Origin of the sequence: Pseudotabrizicola sediminis, assembly GCF_004745575.1 — a bacterium.
Lineage (GTDB): Bacteria > Pseudomonadota > Alphaproteobacteria > Rhodobacterales > Rhodobacteraceae > Pseudotabrizicola > Pseudotabrizicola sediminis.
In genome coordinates this window covers 194,927-213,876 of record NZ_RPEM01000001.1, presented here as the reverse complement: position 1 = coordinate 213,876, position 18,950 = coordinate 194,927, and the positions used below count along the sequence as shown (strand labels likewise).

Here is an 18,950-nt window from a genome sequence, read left to right as displayed (position 1 = left end):
AAGTTTTGATCAAAGCTGCGGCACAGCAGCAAAGCCGTCAGATCGGGGCGGGCGCAACAGGGGGTGACATGGCAAAAACGACATCCGTGCTTGGCCGGTCCGAGGCGCGTTCCGGCCTGATGCTGATCAGCCCGACAGCGCTTTATGCAGTGCTGTTGCTGGCGGCCCCGCTTGGCACGGTGGTGCTGTATTCGCTGCTGACCGGCGGGCGCGGGGTGATCACCTGGGATTTCACGCTTGCCAATTATATCGAGGTCTGGACCGGTCCGGTGTACCGGGCAATCATGCTGCGTTCGCTTCTGGTGGCGCTGTCGGTGACGGTGGTGACGGTGGCGATTGCCTACCCGATTGCCTATTTCGTCAGCTTTCATGTGCAACCGTCGAAAAAGTCTCTCTGGCTGTTTCTGATCACCATTCCGTTCTGGACCAGCTATCTGATCCGGGTGTTTTTGTGGAAGGTGATCCTTGGCTACAACGGGGTGATCAATTCGGGCCTGTTGGGCATCGGCATCATTGATGAGCCGCTGACATGGATCAACTACAACGTCGGCGCTTTGGTTGTGACGCTGGCGCATGCCTATGCGCCCTTTGCCATTTTGCCGATCTTCGTGGCGCTGGAAAAGATCGACCGCAGCCTGCTGGAGGCGGGGCAGGATCTGGGCGAGTCGCGGTTGCGCACCTTCTGGCGGGTGACCTTGCCGCTGTCGATGGGGGGCGTGATTGCCGCCACGCTGATCGTGTTCATCCCCACGATTGGTGACTATGTGACGCCCGATTTGATTGGCGGCGGCAAATTGCCGATGATTGCCAATCTGATGGAGGTGCAGATGCTCAAGATCAACAACAAGCCGCTGGGGTCGGCCATTGCGGTGTCGGCCATGGTGATTGTGGCGATCTTGTCGGTGGCCTTTGTGATGGTGAACCGGCGCTTCCTTGGGCCGGCAAAATAGGGGTGTGACCATGAAAGCTCGGGGCTTGCGCGCCTATGCCATCGGCTATCTGATCTTTCTTTATGCGCCGATCGTGCTGTTGCCGATTTTTGCGTTCAATGACAGCCGGATCATCGCCTTTCCGCTGTCGGGCTTCACGACGAACTGGTTTACCGAAATGTGGGCCGACCGGCAGTTGTGGCAGGCGCTGCGCAATTCGCTGGTGATTTCCGGCTCTACGGCGGTGATTGCCACCGTGCTGGGCGTCTTCGGCGCGCGGGCCAGCACGCGGTACTCCTTTCCCGGCAAGGGCGGGTTGGTGGGGCTGATCATGCTGCCCTTGGTGCTGCCCGAAATGATCGTGGCAATGTCGCTGCTGGTGGTTTTGCTGGCGATATCGGTGCCGTTGTCGATCTTTACCGTCATTCTGGGCCATGTGCTGATCACCACGCCGTTTGCCGTTGCGATCCTGTCTTCGGCATTCCAGTCGCTCGACAAATCGCTGGAGGAAGCGGCCTATGATCTGGGCGAGGGGCCGGTGTCGACCTTCCGGTTGATCATCCTGCCGCTGGTGGCGCCCGGCATCATTTCGTCCTTGCTGATCTGTTTCACCATTTCTCTGGACGAGTTCATCATCGCCTATTTCCTTGCCGGGGCCGATACGGTGCTGTCGTCCTATATCTATGGCCAGTTCCGCTTTCCGGCCAAGGTTCCCGCCATGCTGGCGCTTGGCACCATTCTGGTGCTGGTGTCGGTGATCCTTCTTTCCATCGCAGAATTTTTCCGCCGGCGCGGCATCGCGAAGACCGGCGGCAAGGATACCGGAGGCTTTTTGTGAGCAGCGCCAAACCCGTCCCTCCAAATTCGACCATGATCGAATTCCGCGACGTCCACAAATACTACGGCGATTACCACGCGCTGCGCGGGATCAGTGGCACCATCCGCGCGGGCGAGTTTTTCTCGCTGCTGGGGCCTTCGGGCTGCGGCAAGACCACGCTTTTGCGCACGATTGCGGGTTTTGAGGGCATCGATGGCGGCGCGGTGCTGATCGACGGCAAGGATATGGCGCGGGTGGCGGCCAACAAGCGGCCGACCAATATGGTGTTCCAGTCCTACGCGATTTTCCCGCATATGAGCGTGGGCGAGAACGTGGGCTTTGGCCTGCGCCGCGACCCGCGATCTGCGGCGGAAAAGGCGCGTGCGGTCGAGGACGCGTTGGAGATGGTCGGCCTGAAAGGCTATGGCGCGCGCGCGGCCCATGCGCTGTCGGGCGGGCAGCGGCAGCGGGTGGCACTGGCCCGTGCGCTGATCCTGAAACCGAAAGTCTTGTTGCTGGACGAGCCTTTGAGCGCACTTGATAAGAAAATGCGCGAACATATGCAGGTAGAGCTGATCAAGCTGCAACGGCAGGTTGGCATCACCTTTGTGCTGGTGACCCATGACCAGGAAGAAGCGCTGGTCATGTCGGACCGCATCGCCGTGATGTTTGAGGGCGAGATTGCGCAGCTGGCCGACCCGGAGACTTTGTATCGCCGCCCCAATTCAAAGAAGGTTGCGGATTTCATCGGCACGATGAACTTCATCCCGGCGGTTGTGATCGGCGAGACTGGCGGCCAGATCGAGGTCGAGGCCAAGGGTCTGGGCCGTGCGCTGCTGGACGCCGACCAATGCCCGGCAGGCCAAGGCGACAGCCCCATGGTCGGCCTGCGCCCCGAGACGCTGACGCTGATGTATCCCGGCCAGACCACCACCGAACGCACGGTGGACGGGGTGATCGACGAGGTGATCTATTTCGGCGACATGACCTATTACGACGTCTATCTGGGCGGCACCGATGTCGAGGTGCGGCTGTCGATGCGCAACACGCCGGGGCGGCCCATTTTGGAGGTCGGCAGCAAGGTGGATGTGGCGTGGAGCGCGAGCGCGCTGGTTCTGTTCCGCTGAGCCTTTGCGACGAGATTTCCGCCTGCCGGATCTGTGCCGAGCGCTTTGCGGCAACCGCAACCGCACATGCTCCGCGCCCGGTGGTGTGGTTCCGCCCCACGGCGCGGTTGCTGATTGCCGGGCAGGCACCGGGGGCGCGGGTCCATGCCTCGGGCCAGCCGTTCACCGACCCATCGGGAGACCGCTTGCGCGATTGGACGGGGCTGTCGGCGGAGGAATTTTACGATCTAACCCGCGTGGGAATCGTGCCGATGGCCTTCTGCTTTCCGGGCTATGATGCACGCGGGTCTGACCTGCCGCCGCCCGCGATCTGTGCGGCGACATGGCGGGCGCGGGTAATGGACACCTTGCCCGATGTGCGCCTGACGCTGCTGGTGGGCGGGGCGGCGATGCGCTGGCATCTTGGCGCGGGCAACGTCACAGATACGGTGGCGGATTGGCGCAGACACGCCGCCAATGGCATCTTTCCCTTGCCCCACCCGTCCTGGCGCAATACCGGGTGGCTGAAACGCAACCCTTGGTTTGACGCCGAGCTGGTGCCCGCGCTGCGCCGCGCAGTCGCGCGGGTGATGGAGAGATGAGATGTCCGAGATTGTAAGCCTGCTGGATGCCGCCCATGCCGCCGTACATGCCGACCCCGACAACGAGGCGCTGCGCCTGCGGTTCTTCGAGCGGTTGGCGGATGGCGAGATGTTCCTGCTCTTGGAGCGCGAGGCGCAAGGCGAGACGCTGGACCCCAAGGTGTTCGATCTGGAAGACGGGCGGTTCGTGCTGGTGTTCGACCGCGAAGAGCGGCTGGCCGGGTTCACCGGGGGCATCGCGCCCTATGCAGCATTGCCGGGCCGGGTGATTGCCGGGCTCTTGAAAGGGCAGGGCATTGGCCTTGGGGTGAACCTTGGCGTCGGGCGGTCGGAGATGCTGCTGCCGCCAGAAGCCATGGACTGGCTGGCTGAAACGCTGGACGAGTCCCCCGAAGAGGTGCAGGCGCTGCCTGAGCAGTTTCACGCGCCTGCCGTGCCCGAAGCGTTGGTGACCGGGCTGGATGCCAAACTGGCCCGTGCGGCGGGGCTGGCATCGGGCGCGCTGCTGGCCGCCGTCACCTATCGCGGCGGGCGGCGCGGGCATATGCTGGCGTTTCTGGACGTGGCCGATGGGGCACAAGGCGCACTGGCGCGGGCAGCATCCGAGGCACTGGTGTTTTCCGGGATCGAGGCCGGGGAGCTGGACGTGGCGTTTTTGCACTCGGCAGACCCGGCGGTGGCGGCGATGGCGCGGGTGGCGCTGCGGTTTGATCTGCCTGAACCAGAGGCGCGCACGGTTCCAGGGTCGGCCCCCGGCATGGACCCCAAGCGCCCGCCGCGGCTGGTGTAGCCGGGGGGGGTGCACACCCGTCGCCACTGGGCTTGAACCAGTGGCGCCCCCCGTGGGATATTCAGTGACTGAAAATGGCACGGGTGGTGACGGGTCGGGGCTGCGGGCATCTGGTGACTTGACGCCGCCGGGTTGCCCGCATACCTGACGGCGCATGGCACGCGCACCCCTTTTACAACTCTCCGATATCTCGCTGACCTTTGGCGGGAACCCTGTGTTCGACAACCTGTCGCTGGTGGTTCAGCCCGGCGACCGGGTGGCGCTTGTGGGGCGCAATGGCTCGGGCAAATCCACCCTGTTGAAGGTGATGGCCGGGCTGGTCGAGGTGGACCGGGGCACGCGGGTGGTGTCGCCGGGCGTGAGTGTCGGCTATATGGAGCAGGATCCGGATCTGTCGGGGTTCGAGACGCTTGGCGATTTTGCCGCCAGCAAGCTGGAGATCGGCGAGGAATACCGCGTGGCAATGGTGGCCGAAGGGTTGAAGTTCAACCCCGAGACGCCTGTGGCCACCGCATCGGGCGGCGAGCGGCGGCGGGCGGCCCTGGCCAAGCTGCTGGCCGAAGCACCCGAGCTGATGCTGCTGGACGAGCCGACCAACCATTTGGACATTCAGGCGATCGAGTGGCTGGAAGCGGAGCTGACTGGCACGCGGACGGCCTTTGTGCTGATCAGCCACGACCGGACCTTTCTGCGCGCGCTGACACGCGCAACGCAGTGGATCGACCGGGGCGAGGTGCGCCGGCGCGAAAGCGGGTTTGACGGGTTCGAGGAATGGCGCGAAACCGTCTGGGCCGAAGAAGACGACGCCCGCCACAAGTTGGACCGCAAGATCAAGGCCGAGGCCAAATGGGCGGTCGAGGGGATTTCGGCCCGCCGCAAGCGCAATCAGGGCCGGGTGCGGGCGCTGGCGGCGTTGCGCGAAGAGCGCGGGGCCCAGATCCGCCGCCAGGGCACGGCAGCGCTGGAGATGGAATCGGGCACCACCAGCGGCAAGCGGGTGATCGAGGCCAAGGGTATTGGCAAGTGGTTTGGCGACAAGACCATTCTGGAAGGCTTCGATCTGCGCGTGCTGCGCGGTGATAGGGTGGCCTTTGTCGGCCCGAACGGGGTGGGCAAGACCACGCTTTTGAAGATGCTGACCGGGGAAGTGGCACCCGATGCGGGGTCGGTGATCCTTGGCACCAATCTTGAAATTGCGGTGTTCGACCAGACCCGCGCGCAGCTGGCCCCCGATGCGACGCTGTGGGAAAACCTGACCGGTGATCCGCTGATGGCGGTGTCGGGCGCGTCCGATCAGGTGATGGTGCGTGGCAACCCCAAGCATGTGGTGGCGTATCTGAAGGACTTCCTGTTTGACGAGCGGCAGGTGCGCGCGCCGGTGCGCAGCCTGTCGGGCGGCGAAAAGGCGCGGCTGTTGCTGGCCAAGTTGATGGCGCGGCCGTCGAACCTGCTGATTCTGGACGAACCGACCAACGATCTGGATGTGGAAACGCTGGACTTGTTGCAGGATGTGCTGGGCGAATATGACGGCACCGTGCTGCTGGTCAGCCACGACCGCGATTTCATCGACCGGATTGCCACCGCCACAGTGGCGATGGAAGGCAATGGCCGGGCCACCGCATACCCCGGTGGCTGGTCGGATTATGCAGCACAACGCCCCGAGGCGATGGCCGCCGCTGCCAAGGCTGCGGGCAAGGCTGCGCCCGCGCGCGAGCAGGCCAAGCCGTCGAAGAACACCGGGCTGTCGTTCACCGAGCGCAAGCGGCTGGATGATCTGCCGCCGATCATCGCGCGGCTGGAGGCAGAGATCGTGAAGCTGGAAGAGTTTCTGGCAGTGCCGGATCTGTATTCCAAAGACCCGGTCAAGTTCAAAAAGGGCACCGAGGCGCTGACCGAACGCCAGATCGCCCTGCAAAGCGCCGAGGCCGAATGGCTGGCGCTGGAAGAGCGGGCGTAAGCCCCGGCGGCACCCTGCGCCGGACAGCGCGCGCGCGAAAAGGGCTTGGCGCGGCGCGGGCACGGCGCTATGGATGGCGCATGACAATGATGTGCATCATTCGCTGCTGCATTCCCCGCTGACCTTTGGTCGCGCGGCTCTTGTCAACATCCCGAAGCTGAGGACCGTTGCCAGACCCCGCGCAGGGTGACTGCTGTGTGCAAAGGGGACCGGATATGGTGACGATCAGGCTGACCAATTCAATGACCCACCGCAAGGAGGCGTTTGTGCCCCTGGATGCGGGAAATGTGCGCATGTATGTCTGCGGACCGACCGTTTATGACCGCGCGCATCTGGGCAATGCGCGGCCTGTGGTGGTGTTTGATGTGCTCTACCGGCTGCTGCGGCATGTCTACGGGGCGGAGCATGTGACTTACGTGCGCAACTTCACGGATGTGGATGACAAGATCAACGCCGAGGCGTTGCGGCGCCAACAGGCCGGGGCGGCGGGCACGCTGGAAGACCTGATCCGCCAGCGGACCGAAGAAACGATCGACTGGTATCATGCCGATATGGATGCTCTGGGCGCCCTGCGGCCGTCGATCCGGGGCGAGGTGACAGATCGTGCGGCCCCCCGCGCGACGGAATTCATCGGCGCGATGGTTGCGATGATCGAAGGGCTGGTGGCCAAGGGCCATGCCTACGCCCGCGAAGGCCATGTGCTGTTCCGGGTGCGGTCCTATGCGGACTATGGCGCGCTGTCGGGGCGATCAGTCGATGACATGATCGCGGGCGCGCGGGTGGAAGTGGCGCCGTTCAAGGAAGACCCGATGGATTTCGTGCTGTGGAAGCCATCTTCGGGGCAAGAGCCGGGCTGGGATGGCCCGGTGGTCGATGGCCGGGTGGTCAGCCGGGGGCGTCCGGGCTGGCACATCGAATGCTCGGCCATGAGCCATGAGCTGCTGGGCGAGAGTTTCGACATCCACGGCGGTGGGCTGGACTTGCAGTTCCCCCATCATGAGAATGAGATCGCCCAGAGCGCCTGCGCGCATGAACATGGCGCGTTCGCCCGCTACTGGCTGCACAACGAGATGCTGCAGGTGGAGGGCAAGAAGATGTCCAAGTCCTTGGGTAACTTCTTTACGGTGCGCGATTTGCTGGAGCAGGGGGTGCCGGGGGAAGTGATCCGGTTTGTGCTGCTGAGCACGCATTATCGTAGCCCGATGGATTGGACCAAGGAAAAAGCAGATGATGCGCTTGAGATATTGAAGAAATGGCGACTCGCGACCAATGATATAGCTCCTGCCGTTGTTGACGATGAAGCAATAACGTCGCTTTGCTTGGATCTAGACACGGCTGGTGTCATTGCGCGTCTGCACAAGTTATATGACCAAGAAAAATTTGCTGAACTCAAGGCTACTGGACAACAGATTGGCATTCTAACGGACGAATTGAGATGGGTCGGAAAGTTTGAGTTGAATGCTAGAGTGTCGATGGCTCTGGGCCGGCTTTGGGAGCTATATCAGACAGCAAAAAGTGAAAAGAACTTTGAAACAATAGATGCAATTAAGAATGAGCTCGGTAAAAAAGCAATTAAGCTAAGATTTGAAAGGGATCACGTCAGGATTGAGAGCATCGGTATGTTTGAACTTTTTAGCGCGGTTCGAAGTCTCTCCGCTGAAGAGAAAGCTAAAATATTTGGAGATGCTTTTTTAAGGACAGACACTGGTACCTCCATGCAGCACGAAGCAATGTCATATGCTTATGTTTCGTCGGCAATTGAAAGAATTTTGAATGAATTAGCAGTAAGCGGATATAATTTTGAGGACAAAACATGACCCGTGAACGCCTTTACCTCTACGACACCACCCTGCGCGACGGGCAGCAGACGCAAGGGGTGCAGTTCTCGGTGGCCGAGAAGGTCATGATCGCGCAGGCGCTGGACCAGTTGGGTGTGGATTACATAGAGGGCGGCTGGCCCGGGGCGAACCCGACGGATTCCGAGTTTTTCAGCGCGGCACCGAAAACGGCAGCCGTAATGACGGCGTTTGGCATGACCAAGCGGGTCGGGCGGTCTGCCGGAAATGACGATGTGCTGGCCTTGGTGCTGGATGCAGGCACGCGCGCGGTGTGTCTGGTGGGCAAGACCCACGAGTTTCATGTGACCACCGCGCTTGGCTGCACGCTGGCCGAAAACCGCGCGGCCATTGCCGAGTCTGTCGCGCATGTGGTGGCGCAGGGGCGTGAGGCTTTGTTCGACGCCGAGCATTTCTTTGACGGCTACCGCGCCAACCCGGCCTATGCGCTTGAGTGCCTGCGTGCGGCCTTTGACGCCGGGGCGCGCTGGATTGTGCTGTGCGACACCAATGGCGGCACCTTGCCGGCGGAGGTGGGCCGCGTCGTGGCCGAGGTGATTGCCGCGGGCATTCCGGGCGACCGGCTGGGCATTCATTGCCATGACGATACCGGCATGGCGGTGGCCTGTTCGCTGGCGGCGGTGGATGCCGGGGTGCGGCAGGTGCAGGGCACGCTGAACGGGCTTGGCGAGCGGTGCGGCAATGCCAACCTTGTGTCGTTGATCCCGACGTTGCTCCTCAAGGAGCCCTATGCCAGCCGGTTTGAAACCGGGGTCACGCAGGACGCCATGGCCGGATTGCTCAAAACCAGCCGGATGCTGGATGACATCCTGAACCGGGTGCCGCTGCGGGCAGCCCCCTATGTGGGGGCAAGCGCCTTTGCCCATAAGGCGGGGCTGCACGCATCGGCCATCCTGAAAGACCCTGCCACCTATGAACACGTGCCGCCGGGGGTGACCGGCAATGAACGGATCATCCCGATGAGCAATCAGGCGGGCCAGTCGAACCTGCGCGCACGGCTGGCGCAGGCGGGGATTGTGGTGGACCCGAAAGATGCACGGCTGGGGCAGATCCTTGAACAGGTGAAGGAGCGCGAGGATCAGGGCTATGCCTATGACGGCGCGCAGGCCAGCTTTGAGCTCTTGGCGCGGCGCACTTTGGGCCAATGCCCGCAGTTCTTTGAGGTCAAGCGCTACCGGGTGACGGTGGAACGCCGCAAGAACAAGTATGACCGGATGATCAGCCTGTCGGAAGCCGTGGTCGTGGTCAAGATCGGCGACCGCAAAATGCTGTCGGTGTCCGAGTCGATGGACGAAACCGGCACCGACCGTGGCCCGGTGAATGCGCTGGCCAAGGCACTGGCGAAAGATCTGGGGCCTTATCAGGACTGTATCGACAGCATGAAACTGGTCGATTTCAAGGTGCGCATCACGCAAGGCGGCACCGAGGCGGTGACGCGGGTCATCATCGATTCCGAAGACGCTCAGGGGCGGCGCTGGTCCACCGTGGGGGTCAGCCCCAACATCGTGGATGCGTCGTTCGAGGCGTTGCTGGATGCGATCCAGTGGAAGCTGATCCGCGATTTGGGCCAGCCCGGGCGGGAGGCGGCGGAATGAAGGATGCGTTTTTCACCGTGCATTCCGGCCTGCCGCGTGAGGCACCGGGCGATGCCGAGTCGCTGGGCTGGGCGCTGGATCTGGCCAGAACGCACGCGCGGGCGCGGGTTCTGGATGCGGGCTGCGGCCCGGGGGCCGATCTGGCGCTGCTGCGCGCACAGCGCCCCGCTGCACGGCTGGAGGGGCTGGACCTGCATGCGCCCTTCATTGACCGCATCCGGGCCGAGCAGCCGGAAGTTGAGGCGCGGGTCGGTGATATGCTGGTGCTGGACGGGGCCTATGATCTGATCTGGTCGGCGGGGGCGGCTTACGGCCCCGGGGTGACGGCGGCGCTGGCGGCCTGGCGCGACCATCTGACGCCCCAGGGCGCGGTGGCGTTTTCCGATTGCCTGTGGCGCACCCCGCGCCCCGCCCCGGCTGCCCGCGCGTTCTGGGACCGGGATTATCCCGGCATGATGGATCTGCCGGGCCATATCGCGCGGATCGAGGGCGCGGGCTACCGCATCCTTGGCGCGCGCTGGCTGGGGGCTGCGGCCTGGGAGGCGTATTACGGGCCGCTGTCGGACCGGGTGGCGGCCCTGCGCCCCGGCGCGGATGCCGACCTTGCACAGGTGCTGGACGCCACTCAGGCCGAGATCGAGCTGTGGCGCACCCATGGCGGTGACTACGGCTATTACCTCAGCGTGGTGCGCCCGGCATGAGCCTTGATGCCTGCGCCGCCAATGTCCAGCGTGGCGACCCCGACCGGTTCCTTGCGGTGATGGCGGCCCCGGTTGCGGCGCGGGCGCGGCTGTTGCCGCTCTATGCGTTGAACCTTGAAATCGCGCGCGCGCCTTGGGTCAGCACCGAGCCTATGATCGCCGAGATGCGGCTGCAATGGTGGCGTGATGTGGTCACAGAGCCCACGCCGCGCGCGCATGAGGTGGCGCGGCCCCTGCATGATCTGATCCAGTCAGCGGGTTTGCCGCTGGATGTGCTCGACCGGATGATCGAGGCACGGCGCTGGGACATCTACCGCGATCCGTTCGAGGATCAGGCGGCGATGGATGCCTATCTGGAAGATACCGGGGCCGGGCTGATGTGGCTGTCGGCCTGCGCCTTGGGCGCCGCGCCCGAAGCAGAGCAACCCGTGCGCGCTTATGGCTGGGCCTCGGCATTGGCCAGCTATCTGCGCGCGATCCCCGAGCTGGCTGCAAGGGGCCGGGTGCCGCTGGTTGATGGCCGGTCGCAAGCGGTCAGCCAACTGGCGCTGCGCGGGCTGATCCGGCTGAATGCCGCGCGGCGCACCGGGGTGCCGCGCGCCCTGCGTCCGGCCTTGCTGGCGGGCTGGCAGGCCGAAGGTCTGCTGAAACAGGCCGCCCGCGATCCGGCGGCGGTGGCAGAGGGGCGGCTGCAGCTGTCAGACTTCGCGCGTCGTGGCCGGTTGCTTTGGCAGGCAACGACGGGCCTGTTCTGACCCCAAATACTCCCGCCGGAGGCTTTCCAAACCCACAGCCTGCGCTGTCAGCCCCGCATCTCGCGCGGGCGCAGCCACAACCAGATCAGCGCCCCGCCTGCCGCCACCAGAAACGGCAGCATCGCCATGTTGACCAATTGCCACCCGGCCTGCACCGACCCGCCCGAACAGTTCATCAACCCGCCCGAGGCAAAGCTGGCGACCGACACGCCGCCAAAGATGATCAGATCGTTCAACCCCTGCAGCCGCCCGCGCTCTTCGGGCCGTTGGGCAGAGGTCAGCATGGTGGTGGCACCGATGAAGCCGAAGTTCCAGCCCACCCCCAGCAGGATCAGTGCGACGAAGAAATTCTCCAGCTCTACCCCCGACATTGCCACCGCACCGGACCCGGCAAGGATGATCAGGCCAAGGGCGATCACCCGTTCGACCCCGAAGCGCGCGATGACATGGCCGGTGATGAAGCTGGGGGCATACATCGCCAGCACATGGGCGGTGACCACATCGGCCGCGTCCCCGGTTTCAAACCCGCAGCCGACGACGGCCAGCGGGGATGAGGTCATCACCAGATTCATCAGCGCATAGGAGACTGTTGCGCAGATCATGGCGACCGCAATGGTCGGGTTGCGGATCAACTCCCCGCGCGTGCGGCCCATGGGGGCACCGGCGGCGGGGGGTTTGGGTTTCGGGATCGACAGGCCGAGAAACAGGAACATGCCCACAAGGTTCAGCCCGATCACCGCCAGATATGTCGCAAGGAACGGCACCACCATCGCCTCGGCCGTGGCCTTCACCAGCTGCGGGCCAAGGACGGCAGACAGCAGCCCCCCGGCCATCACCCATGAAATCGCCTTGGGCCGGAAGGAATCGGATGCCGTATCGGCGGCGGCAAAGCGGTAAAAGCCCTGCGCGCTCATATAGATGCCGGTGAACAGGCCGCCGATGCAGAACAGCACGAAACTGCCGGTCATCAGCCCATACGCCCCGATGGCCGCGCCAAGCGCACCGCCAAGCGCACCCGCGACAAAGCCGGCCCGGCGGCCATAGCGCTGCATGAAGGCGGAAATCGGGGTGGCGGTCAGCATCGAGCCGATGACGGTCAGCGTGATCGGCAGGGTGGCCCAGCAGGCATTGGGCGCAAGGCTTTGCCCCGCCAATCCGGCGATGGTGAAGATCATCGGCATCTGCGCCCCCAGCACGGCCTGCGCCGCGACAAGGACGAAAACATTGCGGCGGGCGAGGGCATCCTGGGTCATGATGCCCAAGCGGTAGGGGGTTTGGCCGGGCCGGGCAAGAGGCGATTTGGCGCAAGGTCCGGGTTGCCTGTGCGGGCGCGGCGGGGCAGGGTGGCCCCATGGTGGGACGGATCATTCTGAGCGATGCCTGCGTGGCCGAAGGGGCCGCGTGGCTGGCCGCGCACGATGCGCGGATGGCGCAGGCCATGGCCCTGTGCGGGCCTTTGCCGCTGCGGCGGCAGGCGGATGGGTTTGCAGCGCTGTTGTCGGCCATCGTGTCGCAGCAGGTGTCGGTCGCGTCAGCCCGCGCGATCTGGGCACGGCTCGACGCGGCGGGGCTGACAGACGCGGCGGCGATGGCCGATGCCGGGGAAGAGGCGCTGCGGGCCGTGGGCCTGTCGCGGCAGAAGGCACGCTATGGGCAGGCTCTGGCGCGGGCGGGGATTGATTTCGATGCCCTGCGCGAGGTGCCCGATGATCAGGTGATCGCCACACTGGTGGCGGTGCCGGGCATCGGGACGTGGACCGCCGAGATCTATGCGATGTTCGCGCTGGGGCGGGCCGATGTGTTTGCCCCCGGCGATCTGGCGCTACAGGAAGCCGCAAGGGTGCTTTATGGTCTGGAGGCGCGGCCCGGGGAAAAAGCGCTGCGCGCGATGGCCGGGGCGTGGAGCCCGTGGCGGTCGGTTGCGGCACGGGTGCTTTGGGCCTATTACCGCGTCGCAAAGGCACGCGAAGGGGTAATGTGATGCGGGAACTGCAATCGGCACGGCGGGGGGCGGCACCGGGACGTGCGACAAGCGTGGTGGTCTTTGTGCATGGCTACGGTGCCAATGGCGCGGACCTTCTGGGTCTGGCCGACCCGCTGGCGCCGCATCTGCCGGACACCGCCTTCTACGCGCCCGACGCGCCAGAGACCACGCCGGGCCACAGCTTTGGGCGGCAGTGGTTTTCCATCCCGTGGCTCGACGGGTCAAGCGAGGCGGACAGCCGTGAGGGGCTGCTGCGCGCGGCGGTGGATCTGAACGGGTTTGTGGACCGGATCATGGCGGATGAGGGCATCGGGCCGGAGGCGCTGGCGCTGGTGGGGTTCAGCCAAGGCGCGATGATGAGCCTGCACATCGCCCCGCGTCGCACGGTTCCCGTGGCAGGTGTGGTCGCGATTTCGGGCCGGTTGCTGGTGCCCGAATTGCTGGCGGCCGAGGCGGTGGCAAAACCGCCGGTGCTGCTGATCCATGGCGATCAAGACCCGGTGGTGCCTTTTGCCGACATGTCGCTGGCCGGTGACGCGCTGCTGGGCGCGGGGTTCGAGGTGTTCGGCCATGTGATGGAAGGCACCGGGCATGGCATTGCGCCCGACGGCCTGGGCGTGGCCTTGCAATTCCTGCGCACGCGGTTGCCGGGGTGATCTTATAGCGCGGCCCCCAAGAGGGGCCGCATTGTTTATTGGTCAGAGGGCAGGGTGCCGTGCGCGCGGTCAGGTGACTTGGGCGTGCAGGTAGGCGGCGCAGCCGGTGAGGGCGGCGAAATCATCCTCGACAACCGTGATCGAGAAGTCGTTCTGAAGCAGATCCACCCGGCGGGTTTCACGGAACTGTTCGCTCAGGCCCAGCCTTGCGAAATGCGGGGCCATGGCGCGGGCCATGCCGCCGATCAGGTAGATGCCGGCGTAGGGCAGGTGGATCAGTGCCAGATCGGCAAGGGTTTGGGCAAGGATGCGGGTGTAGAGAGTGGCGGCATGGGTGGCTGTCGGGTGGTCCTTGTCAAGATCGTCAAAAACCTGTGCCGATGTGGTGGCGGCGGGGTGCTGCGCTTGCGCGGCGGCAAAGGCGTGCAGGTTGATCAGGCCGCGGCCTGACAGCACCTCTTCCACGCCGCAATGCGCGACCTCTCCCTGTTCTGCGAGGCGGGCTTCGACAAAGCGCATGAGCGTCAGGTCTTCTTCACAGCGGACCGGCATGTTGACATGGCCGCATTCGGACGGCGGCACGATGCGCGCAGCACCACTGCCATGGACCGGGGCCGCGTTGACGCCGGTGCCAAGGCCCACCACCAGCATGGCGCCCGGAGCTTTCGGGCCATCGGTGACCGGGCGCAGCTTTGCGGGCGCGATGTGGCCCAATGCCTGACCCTGCGCCTGCAGATCATTCAGGATGGCGGTGTGCGCGGCCCCGGTGGCGGCGCGCAGTTTGGCGGCGTCAATCACCCAATGCAGGTTGGTCATTTGTGCCACCCCGTCCTGCACCGGACCTGCGGCAGCGACACAGACACCCGACACGGTCTGGCCGCTGGTTTTCAGGTAATCGGACAGGATATCGGCAATGTCCTGACCCCGCGCCTGATACGCGGCATTGGCAAAGCGCGCGACCGAGTCGGGCAGCACGTGCGGGCCATCGGCCAGCGCCACGCGGGTGTTGGTGCCTCCGATATCGGCAAGAAGGGAAAGCGTCATGGGCGGCGTCCTAGTCGTTGCGGGCCAGTGCCCGGGCCAGTGCGTGATACGAGGCTTTGGGTGTCCTTGCCAAGCTGTCGAAATCGACATGGACCAGGCCGAAGCGCTTTTCATACCCTTCGGCCCATTCGTAATTGTCCAGAAGCGACCAGTAGAAGAAGCCCTGCACATTGGCCCCATCTGCAATGGCGCGCCTGGTGGCGGCAAGATGGGCGAAGAGAAAGTCTTCGCGGATCTGGTCGGTAACGGTGCCGTCTGCCAGCGTATCGGCATTGGCCATGCCGTTTTCGGTGACATAAAGCGGCAGGTTGCCGACATGATCGCGCGCCAGACAGGTCAGGAAATGGTGCAGGCCTTCGGGGTAGATCTCCCACCCCATCTGGGTTTTCGGCAGCGGCCCCGGCACATGGCGCAGGTGTGGCCATGGGGCTGCAGGGTCATGCGCATGCAGATGGCGGGTGTAGTAGTTGACGCCAAGCCAGTCGAGCTTTTGGCCAATGACCGGCATGTCATCCTGCCAGCGGTCGGGCATATGGGAGGCCAGACCTTCCAGCACGATGTCGGGGTAGGCTTGCCGGGTGATCCCCTCGATGAACCAGCGGTTGAAGATGCCGTCCCAGCGGGCGGCGGCCTGTTGGTCTTGCGCGCTGTCGGTCGCGGCTTTGGCATAATCGAAGTTCAGCACGATGCCGAGGTTTTGCTGCCCCATCCCGCGCAGCCGGTCCACCGCCATGCCATGCGCCAGCAGGATGTGGTGCATGGCGCGGGCGGCCGCGCGGATGTCGCGCAGGCCGGGCGCATGGGCCCCGATGAAATGCGACAGCCAGGCGACGCACCACGGCTCGTTGATGGTGGCGATCGATGCCACGCGGTCGCCAAGGCGTTCGGTGATGGCTTGCGCGAAATCGACAAAGCGCAGGCAGGTGTCGCGGTTGGTCCAGCCGCCTTTGTCGGCCAGCGCCGAGGGCAGTTCCCAATGGTACAGAGTCTGGAACGGTTTGAGGCCGCGCGCCAGCATGCCATCGACCAGCCGGTCGTAGAAATCCATGCCTTCCGGGTTCACCGTCACCCCATCCGGCATCACCCGCGCCCATGAGGTGGAAAAGCGGTAGGCATCCATATTGGCGGCGCGGATCAGATCAAGGTCGTCGGGCCATTGGTGGTAATGGTCGCAGGCTTTTGATCCGTCTTCGGCGCGCACCACATTGCCGGGGGTGGCGGCGAATGTGTCCCAATGGCTGGGGCCACAGCCACCGAAACCTGCCCCTTCGATCTGATAGGCGGCGGTGGCGGCACCGAACAGGAAATCCGGTGGAAAATCAAAGCGCGACAGAGGCATGGGGCAGGACTTTCAGGTAAGATCTTAAGTGTCAGGCCCCCGGATCAGGGTCTGGGGCAGGGGCCGGTGGATTGGCCCATGATCAGCTCTGCCTCCAGCAGGCGTTGCTGGTCCGGGCCGGGGTTGGCGATAAGATCCAGCAGCATTTCCGCAGCCATCCGCCCGGCATCGCGCACCGATGACCGGGTGGCAGTGAAGATCGGCACATCATCACCATTCTTCATATAGCTCAGGTCATCGTCATGGATGATGACCGAGATATCGCGGCCCATCTGCAACCCCGCCTCTTCCAGCGCGCGACGCACACCCATGCCAGAGATCATCGAGGCGACCAGAAAGGCGGTGGGGCGGTCGGGCAGCGCCAGCATCCGGCGCGCGGCGCGGTGACCGGCGATTTCTGTCATCTCATCCGACGACATCAGCGCCGGATCAGGCGCGATGCCGCGGGCCGACAACGCAGCCTCATATCCGGTGCGGCGGCGGATGGCGAAATCCATGAACTCCAGCCCGTTGACCAGCGCGATGCGGGTGTGGCCCAGATCGAGCAGGAATTCGGCGGCACGCTGAAAGGCGCGGCGGTTGTTCACATCGAGCCAGCTGTAGGGCAGCGTGGCCCCGGTGGCGCGGCCATGCACCACGAAGGGCAGGCCCACATCATGCAGAAGGGCGATGCGCGGGTCGTTCAGCTTGGGCGCATGTACAATCACGCCATCGACATTGCCCTTGGATTTCATGCCGCGATAGGTGGCTTCTTCCTGATCGTCGGGCACCACCGACAGCACCATGTCATAATCGTTGCGGCTGTAGGTTTCGCCCGCCCCGGCGATGAAATCGGCAAACACCGGGTTGACGATTTCATGCCGTGTGGCGACCGGAATCACATGCCCCACCGCCATCGCCCGCCCGGTCGCCAGACGGATGGCCCGGGTGTTGGGGTGGTAGTTGTGGCGCTTTGCGGCGGCCATCACGCGTTCACGGGTGGCCTCATTCACCTCTGGGTAGCCGTTCAGCGCGCGGCTTACGGTGGTGGGCGACAGGCCCAGCCTTGAGGCAAGTTCCTTGAGGTTCATCGCGGCGGCTGTACCCAAAACGGTTTCAATCGGGGCCGATCTTAGACAGCCGGGGCAGAGAGGTCAAAGGTAAAGCGTTAGGGGCGTAATCGTTTCAGGCCCATGCTGCGCCTGCAAAACCGGCACTTTGCATCGGCAACAGGCACATCTGATTGACAGGTGCGGGGCCTTGGGCAAAGGTGCGGTATCCAAAGCGGTTTGGGGCGATTCTTTTCGGTCGTATTTGACCGCTGTTGGCACAACGCCTCGCGAATGGGCGGGGTCTTCCGGGAGGACTGTAGATGAATTTGAAAATGACCGTCAGCGTCGCGGCGCTGAGCATGGTGGCAGGCGGTGCGCTTGCGCAAGACCTGAAATTTCCAATCGGCGAAGGCGCCTTCAACTGGGCCTCGTATGAGGCGTTCAAGGCCGCCCACGGCGATCTGGGCGGGCAGGAACTGACGATTGCCGGGCCATGGCTGGGGCCGGATCAGGAACTGGTCGAGTCGATGCTGGCCTATTTCGAGGCGGCAACCGGCGTGGACGTGAAATACGTCGGGTCAGACAGCTTCGAGACCCAGGTGCGGATTGATGCCGAGGCAGGCTCTGCCGCGAACATCTCGGTCTTCCCGCAGCCCGGCCTTACCGCCGATCTGGCGCGTCTGGGGCAGGTGGCCCCGCTGACCGAGGCGGACGCCACGTTCTTTCAGGAAAACTACGCTGCGGGCCAGTCCTGGGTGGATCTGGCCACCTTTACCGGCCCCGATGGCAATGACGCGCTGTTCGGGTTCTTCTACAAGGTCGACCTGAAATCCCTGGTCTGGTTCAGCCCAGAGAATTTCGAGGATGCAGGGTATGAAATTCCTGAAACCATGGAAGAGCTGAAAGCCCTGACCGAACAGATGGTGGCCGATGGCGTCACACCCTGGTGCGTTGGTCTGGGGTCGGGCGGGGCCACTGGCTGGCCGGCGACCGACTGGGTGGAAGACATGATGCTGCGGGTCAATACACCCGCCGATTACGATGCTTGGATCAGCAATGATCTGAAGTTCAACGACCCCAAAGTCGTGGCCGCCATCGAAGAGTTCGGCTGGTTCATCGAAGAGGGCCGTGTCGCCGGGGGCCGGGGGGCTGTGGCCACCACTGATTTCCGCGACAGCCCGAAGGGTCTGTTCTCGTCGCCGCCGCAGTGCATGATGCACCGTCAGGCGTCGTTCATCCCGTCGTTCTTCCCCGAAGGCACCGAAATGGGGGTGGACGCCGATTTCTTCTATTTCCCGGCCTATGCGGAAAAAGACCTCGGCAAGCCGGTTCTGGGGGCGGGCACACTGTTTGGCATCACCAAGGACAGCCCGGCGGCACGCGCGTTCATCGACTGGCTGAAAGTGCCCGTCGCACATGAGGTGTGGATGGCGCAATCAGGATTCCTGACGCCGCACACCGGCGTGAACACCGACCTTTACGCCGATGCTACCCTGAAAGGCATGGGCGAGATCCTGCTGGGGGCCGACACCTTCCGCTTTGACGGGTCTGACCTGATGCCGGGTGGCGTGGGCGCCGGATCGTTCTGGACCGGGATGGTCGATTACGCGGGCGGCAAATCGGCGCAGGACGTGGCCGATGCGATCCAGCAATCCTGGGACGGGTTGCAGTAACCTGTGACATGGCCCCGGCGGCAGCGATGTCGCCGGGGTTTTTCTTCTGACGTGCCAGCAAACAGACAGCATCAGAGCCGGGAACACCGGCCACAGATCCGGACATTACCAAGGG

Annotated in this window: 17 protein-coding genes; 13 read left to right on the top strand and 4 right to left on the bottom strand. The window is 64.1% G+C overall.

Annotated features, from left to right (window positions below; translation table 11 throughout):
• The first annotated feature begins 68 nt into the window (after positions 1–68).
• The 10 genes from EEB11_RS00980 (at position 69) to EEB11_RS00935 (ending at position 11,108) form a co-directional block, all read left to right on the top strand.
• Positions 69–950 (top strand): ABC transporter permease, encoded by an 882-nt coding sequence (locus EEB11_RS00980; RefSeq protein WP_135428550.1) that lies wholly within the window; start codon positions 69–71, stop codon positions 948–950.
• A gap of 10 nt (positions 951–960) precedes the next feature.
• Positions 961–1,767 (top strand): ABC transporter permease, encoded by an 807-nt coding sequence (locus EEB11_RS00975; RefSeq protein ID WP_135428548.1) that lies wholly within the window; start codon positions 961–963, stop codon positions 1,765–1,767.
• 32 nt (positions 1,768–1,799) lie between these two features.
• Positions 1,800–2,873, top strand: a complete 1,074-nt coding sequence (locus EEB11_RS00970) for an ABC transporter ATP-binding protein (RefSeq protein ID WP_135428853.1) — start codon at positions 1,800–1,802, stop codon at positions 2,871–2,873.
• Positions 2,840–3,454, top strand: coding sequence for a uracil-DNA glycosylase family protein (locus tag EEB11_RS00965; RefSeq protein ID WP_245298720.1), 615 nt, complete (start codon positions 2,840–2,842; stop codon positions 3,452–3,454). Before EEB11_RS00970 ends, EEB11_RS00965 begins: the two co-directional genes overlap by 34 nt.
• Before the next feature lies 1 nt (position 3,455).
• Positions 3,456–4,244, top strand: a complete 789-nt coding sequence (locus EEB11_RS00960) for an SseB family protein (RefSeq protein ID WP_135428546.1) — start codon at positions 3,456–3,458, stop codon at positions 4,242–4,244.
• A gap of 154 nt (positions 4,245–4,398) precedes the next feature.
• Entirely contained in the window at positions 4,399–6,201 is a 1,803-nt protein-coding gene (locus tag EEB11_RS00955; protein ID WP_135428544.1) for an ABC-F family ATP-binding cassette domain-containing protein, read from the top strand.
• A gap of 215 nt (positions 6,202–6,416) precedes the next feature.
• Positions 6,417–8,018, top strand: a complete 1,602-nt coding sequence (gene cysS, locus EEB11_RS00950) for a cysteine--tRNA ligase (RefSeq protein ID WP_135428542.1) — start codon at positions 6,417–6,419, stop codon at positions 8,016–8,018.
• Complete coding sequence (cimA, locus tag EEB11_RS00945; RefSeq protein ID WP_135428540.1) at positions 8,015–9,652, top strand: citramalate synthase; 1,638 nt, start codon at positions 8,015–8,017, stop codon at positions 9,650–9,652. Before cysS ends, cimA begins: the two co-directional genes overlap by 4 nt.
• Positions 9,649–10,353 (top strand): class I SAM-dependent methyltransferase, encoded by a 705-nt coding sequence (locus tag EEB11_RS00940; RefSeq protein WP_135428538.1) that lies wholly within the window; start codon positions 9,649–9,651, stop codon positions 10,351–10,353. The genes cimA and EEB11_RS00940 overlap by 4 nt, the downstream gene beginning before the upstream one ends.
• Complete coding sequence (locus EEB11_RS00935) at positions 10,350–11,108, top strand: phytoene/squalene synthase family protein (RefSeq protein ID WP_135428536.1); 759 nt, start codon at positions 10,350–10,352, stop codon at positions 11,106–11,108. The genes EEB11_RS00940 and EEB11_RS00935 overlap by 4 nt, the downstream gene beginning before the upstream one ends.
• 47 nt (positions 11,109–11,155) lie before the next feature.
• On the opposite strand, the gene EEB11_RS00930 is transcribed toward EEB11_RS00935, so the two are convergent.
• The gene (locus EEB11_RS00930) at positions 11,156–12,361 is read right to left on the bottom strand and encodes an MFS transporter (RefSeq protein ID WP_135428535.1); all 1,206 of its coding nucleotides are present in this window, start codon (positions 12,359–12,361) and stop codon (positions 11,156–11,158) included.
• 98 nt (positions 12,362–12,459) lie between these two features.
• Here EEB11_RS00930 and EEB11_RS00925 point away from each other — a divergent pair, with 98 nt between their 5' ends.
• Together EEB11_RS00925 and EEB11_RS00920 are read left to right on the top strand one after the other, a co-directional pair.
• Positions 12,460–13,089 carry a DNA-3-methyladenine glycosylase family protein gene (locus tag EEB11_RS00925; protein ID WP_135428533.1) on the top strand — a complete coding sequence of 210 codons (630 nt, stop codon included), beginning with the start codon at positions 12,460–12,462 and terminating at the stop codon, positions 13,087–13,089.
• A complete protein-coding gene (locus tag EEB11_RS00920) occupies positions 13,089–13,748 on the top strand; it encodes an alpha/beta hydrolase (protein ID WP_435531087.1) in 660 nt (219 codons plus the stop codon). Before EEB11_RS00925 ends, EEB11_RS00920 begins: the two co-directional genes overlap by 1 nt.
• 69 nt (positions 13,749–13,817) lie before the next feature.
• On the opposite strand, the gene EEB11_RS00915 is transcribed toward EEB11_RS00920, so the two are convergent.
• From EEB11_RS00915 to EEB11_RS00905, 3 genes are read right to left on the bottom strand one after another with little or no spacing between them, the layout of a single operon-like run.
• Positions 13,818–14,792, bottom strand: a complete 975-nt coding sequence (locus EEB11_RS00915; RefSeq protein ID WP_135428531.1) for a glucokinase — start codon at positions 14,790–14,792, stop codon at positions 13,818–13,820.
• 10 nt (positions 14,793–14,802) lie between these two features.
• On the bottom strand, positions 14,803–16,131 hold the full coding sequence (locus EEB11_RS00910) for a GH1 family beta-glucosidase (RefSeq protein ID WP_135428530.1): 1,329 nt from the start codon (positions 16,129–16,131) through the stop codon (positions 14,803–14,805).
• A 44-nt stretch (positions 16,132–16,175) separates the two neighbouring features.
• A complete protein-coding gene (locus EEB11_RS00905; protein ID WP_135428851.1) occupies positions 16,176–17,201 on the bottom strand; it encodes a substrate-binding domain-containing protein in 1,026 nt (341 codons plus the stop codon).
• Between the two features lie 281 nt (positions 17,202–17,482).
• Between EEB11_RS00905 and EEB11_RS00900 the strand changes: the two genes are divergently transcribed.
• Positions 17,483–18,835, top strand: coding sequence for an ABC transporter substrate-binding protein (locus tag EEB11_RS00900; RefSeq protein WP_135428529.1), 1,353 nt, complete (start codon positions 17,483–17,485; stop codon positions 18,833–18,835).
• Positions 18,836–18,950 lie beyond the last annotated feature (115 nt).

What these genes read in the sequence shown, in the direction of transcription:
- EEB11_RS00980 (WP_135428550.1), top strand. Translation starts at nt 69, where the DNA reads ATGGCAAAAACGACATCCGTGCTTGGCCGGTCCGAGGCGCGTTCCGGC.
- EEB11_RS00975 (WP_135428548.1), top strand. Translation starts at nt 961, where the DNA reads ATGAAAGCTCGGGGCTTGCGCGCCTATGCCATCGGCTATCTGATCTTT.
- EEB11_RS00970 (WP_135428853.1), top strand. Translation starts at nt 1,800, where the DNA reads ATGATCGAATTCCGCGACGTCCACAAATACTACGGCGATTACCACGCG.
- EEB11_RS00960 (WP_135428546.1), top strand. Translation starts at nt 3,456, where the DNA reads ATGTCCGAGATTGTAAGCCTGCTGGATGCCGCCCATGCCGCCGTACAT.
- EEB11_RS00955 (WP_135428544.1), top strand. Translation starts at nt 4,399, where the DNA reads ATGGCACGCGCACCCCTTTTACAACTCTCCGATATCTCGCTGACCTTT.
- cysS (WP_135428542.1), top strand. Translation starts at nt 6,417, where the DNA reads ATGGTGACGATCAGGCTGACCAATTCAATGACCCACCGCAAGGAGGCG.
- cimA (WP_135428540.1), top strand. Translation starts at nt 8,015, where the DNA reads ATGACCCGTGAACGCCTTTACCTCTACGACACCACCCTGCGCGACGGG.
- EEB11_RS00940 (WP_135428538.1), top strand. Translation starts at nt 9,649, where the DNA reads ATGAAGGATGCGTTTTTCACCGTGCATTCCGGCCTGCCGCGTGAGGCA.
- EEB11_RS00935 (WP_135428536.1), top strand. Translation starts at nt 10,350, where the DNA reads ATGAGCCTTGATGCCTGCGCCGCCAATGTCCAGCGTGGCGACCCCGAC.
- EEB11_RS00930 (WP_135428535.1), bottom strand. Translation starts at nt 12,361, where the DNA reads ATGACCCAGGATGCCCTCGCCCGCCGCAATGTTTTCGTCCTTGTCGCG.
- EEB11_RS00925 (WP_135428533.1), top strand. Translation starts at nt 12,460, where the DNA reads ATGGTGGGACGGATCATTCTGAGCGATGCCTGCGTGGCCGAAGGGGCC.
- EEB11_RS00920 (WP_435531087.1), top strand. Translation starts at nt 13,089, where the DNA reads ATGCGGGAACTGCAATCGGCACGGCGGGGGGCGGCACCGGGACGTGCG.
- EEB11_RS00915 (WP_135428531.1), bottom strand. Translation starts at nt 14,792, where the DNA reads ATGACGCTTTCCCTTCTTGCCGATATCGGAGGCACCAACACCCGCGTG.
- EEB11_RS00910 (WP_135428530.1), bottom strand. Translation starts at nt 16,131, where the DNA reads ATGCCTCTGTCGCGCTTTGATTTTCCACCGGATTTCCTGTTCGGTGCC.
- EEB11_RS00905 (WP_135428851.1), bottom strand. Translation starts at nt 17,201, where the DNA reads ATGAACCTCAAGGAACTTGCCTCAAGGCTGGGCCTGTCGCCCACCACC.
- EEB11_RS00900 (WP_135428529.1), top strand. Translation starts at nt 17,483, where the DNA reads ATGAATTTGAAAATGACCGTCAGCGTCGCGGCGCTGAGCATGGTGGCA.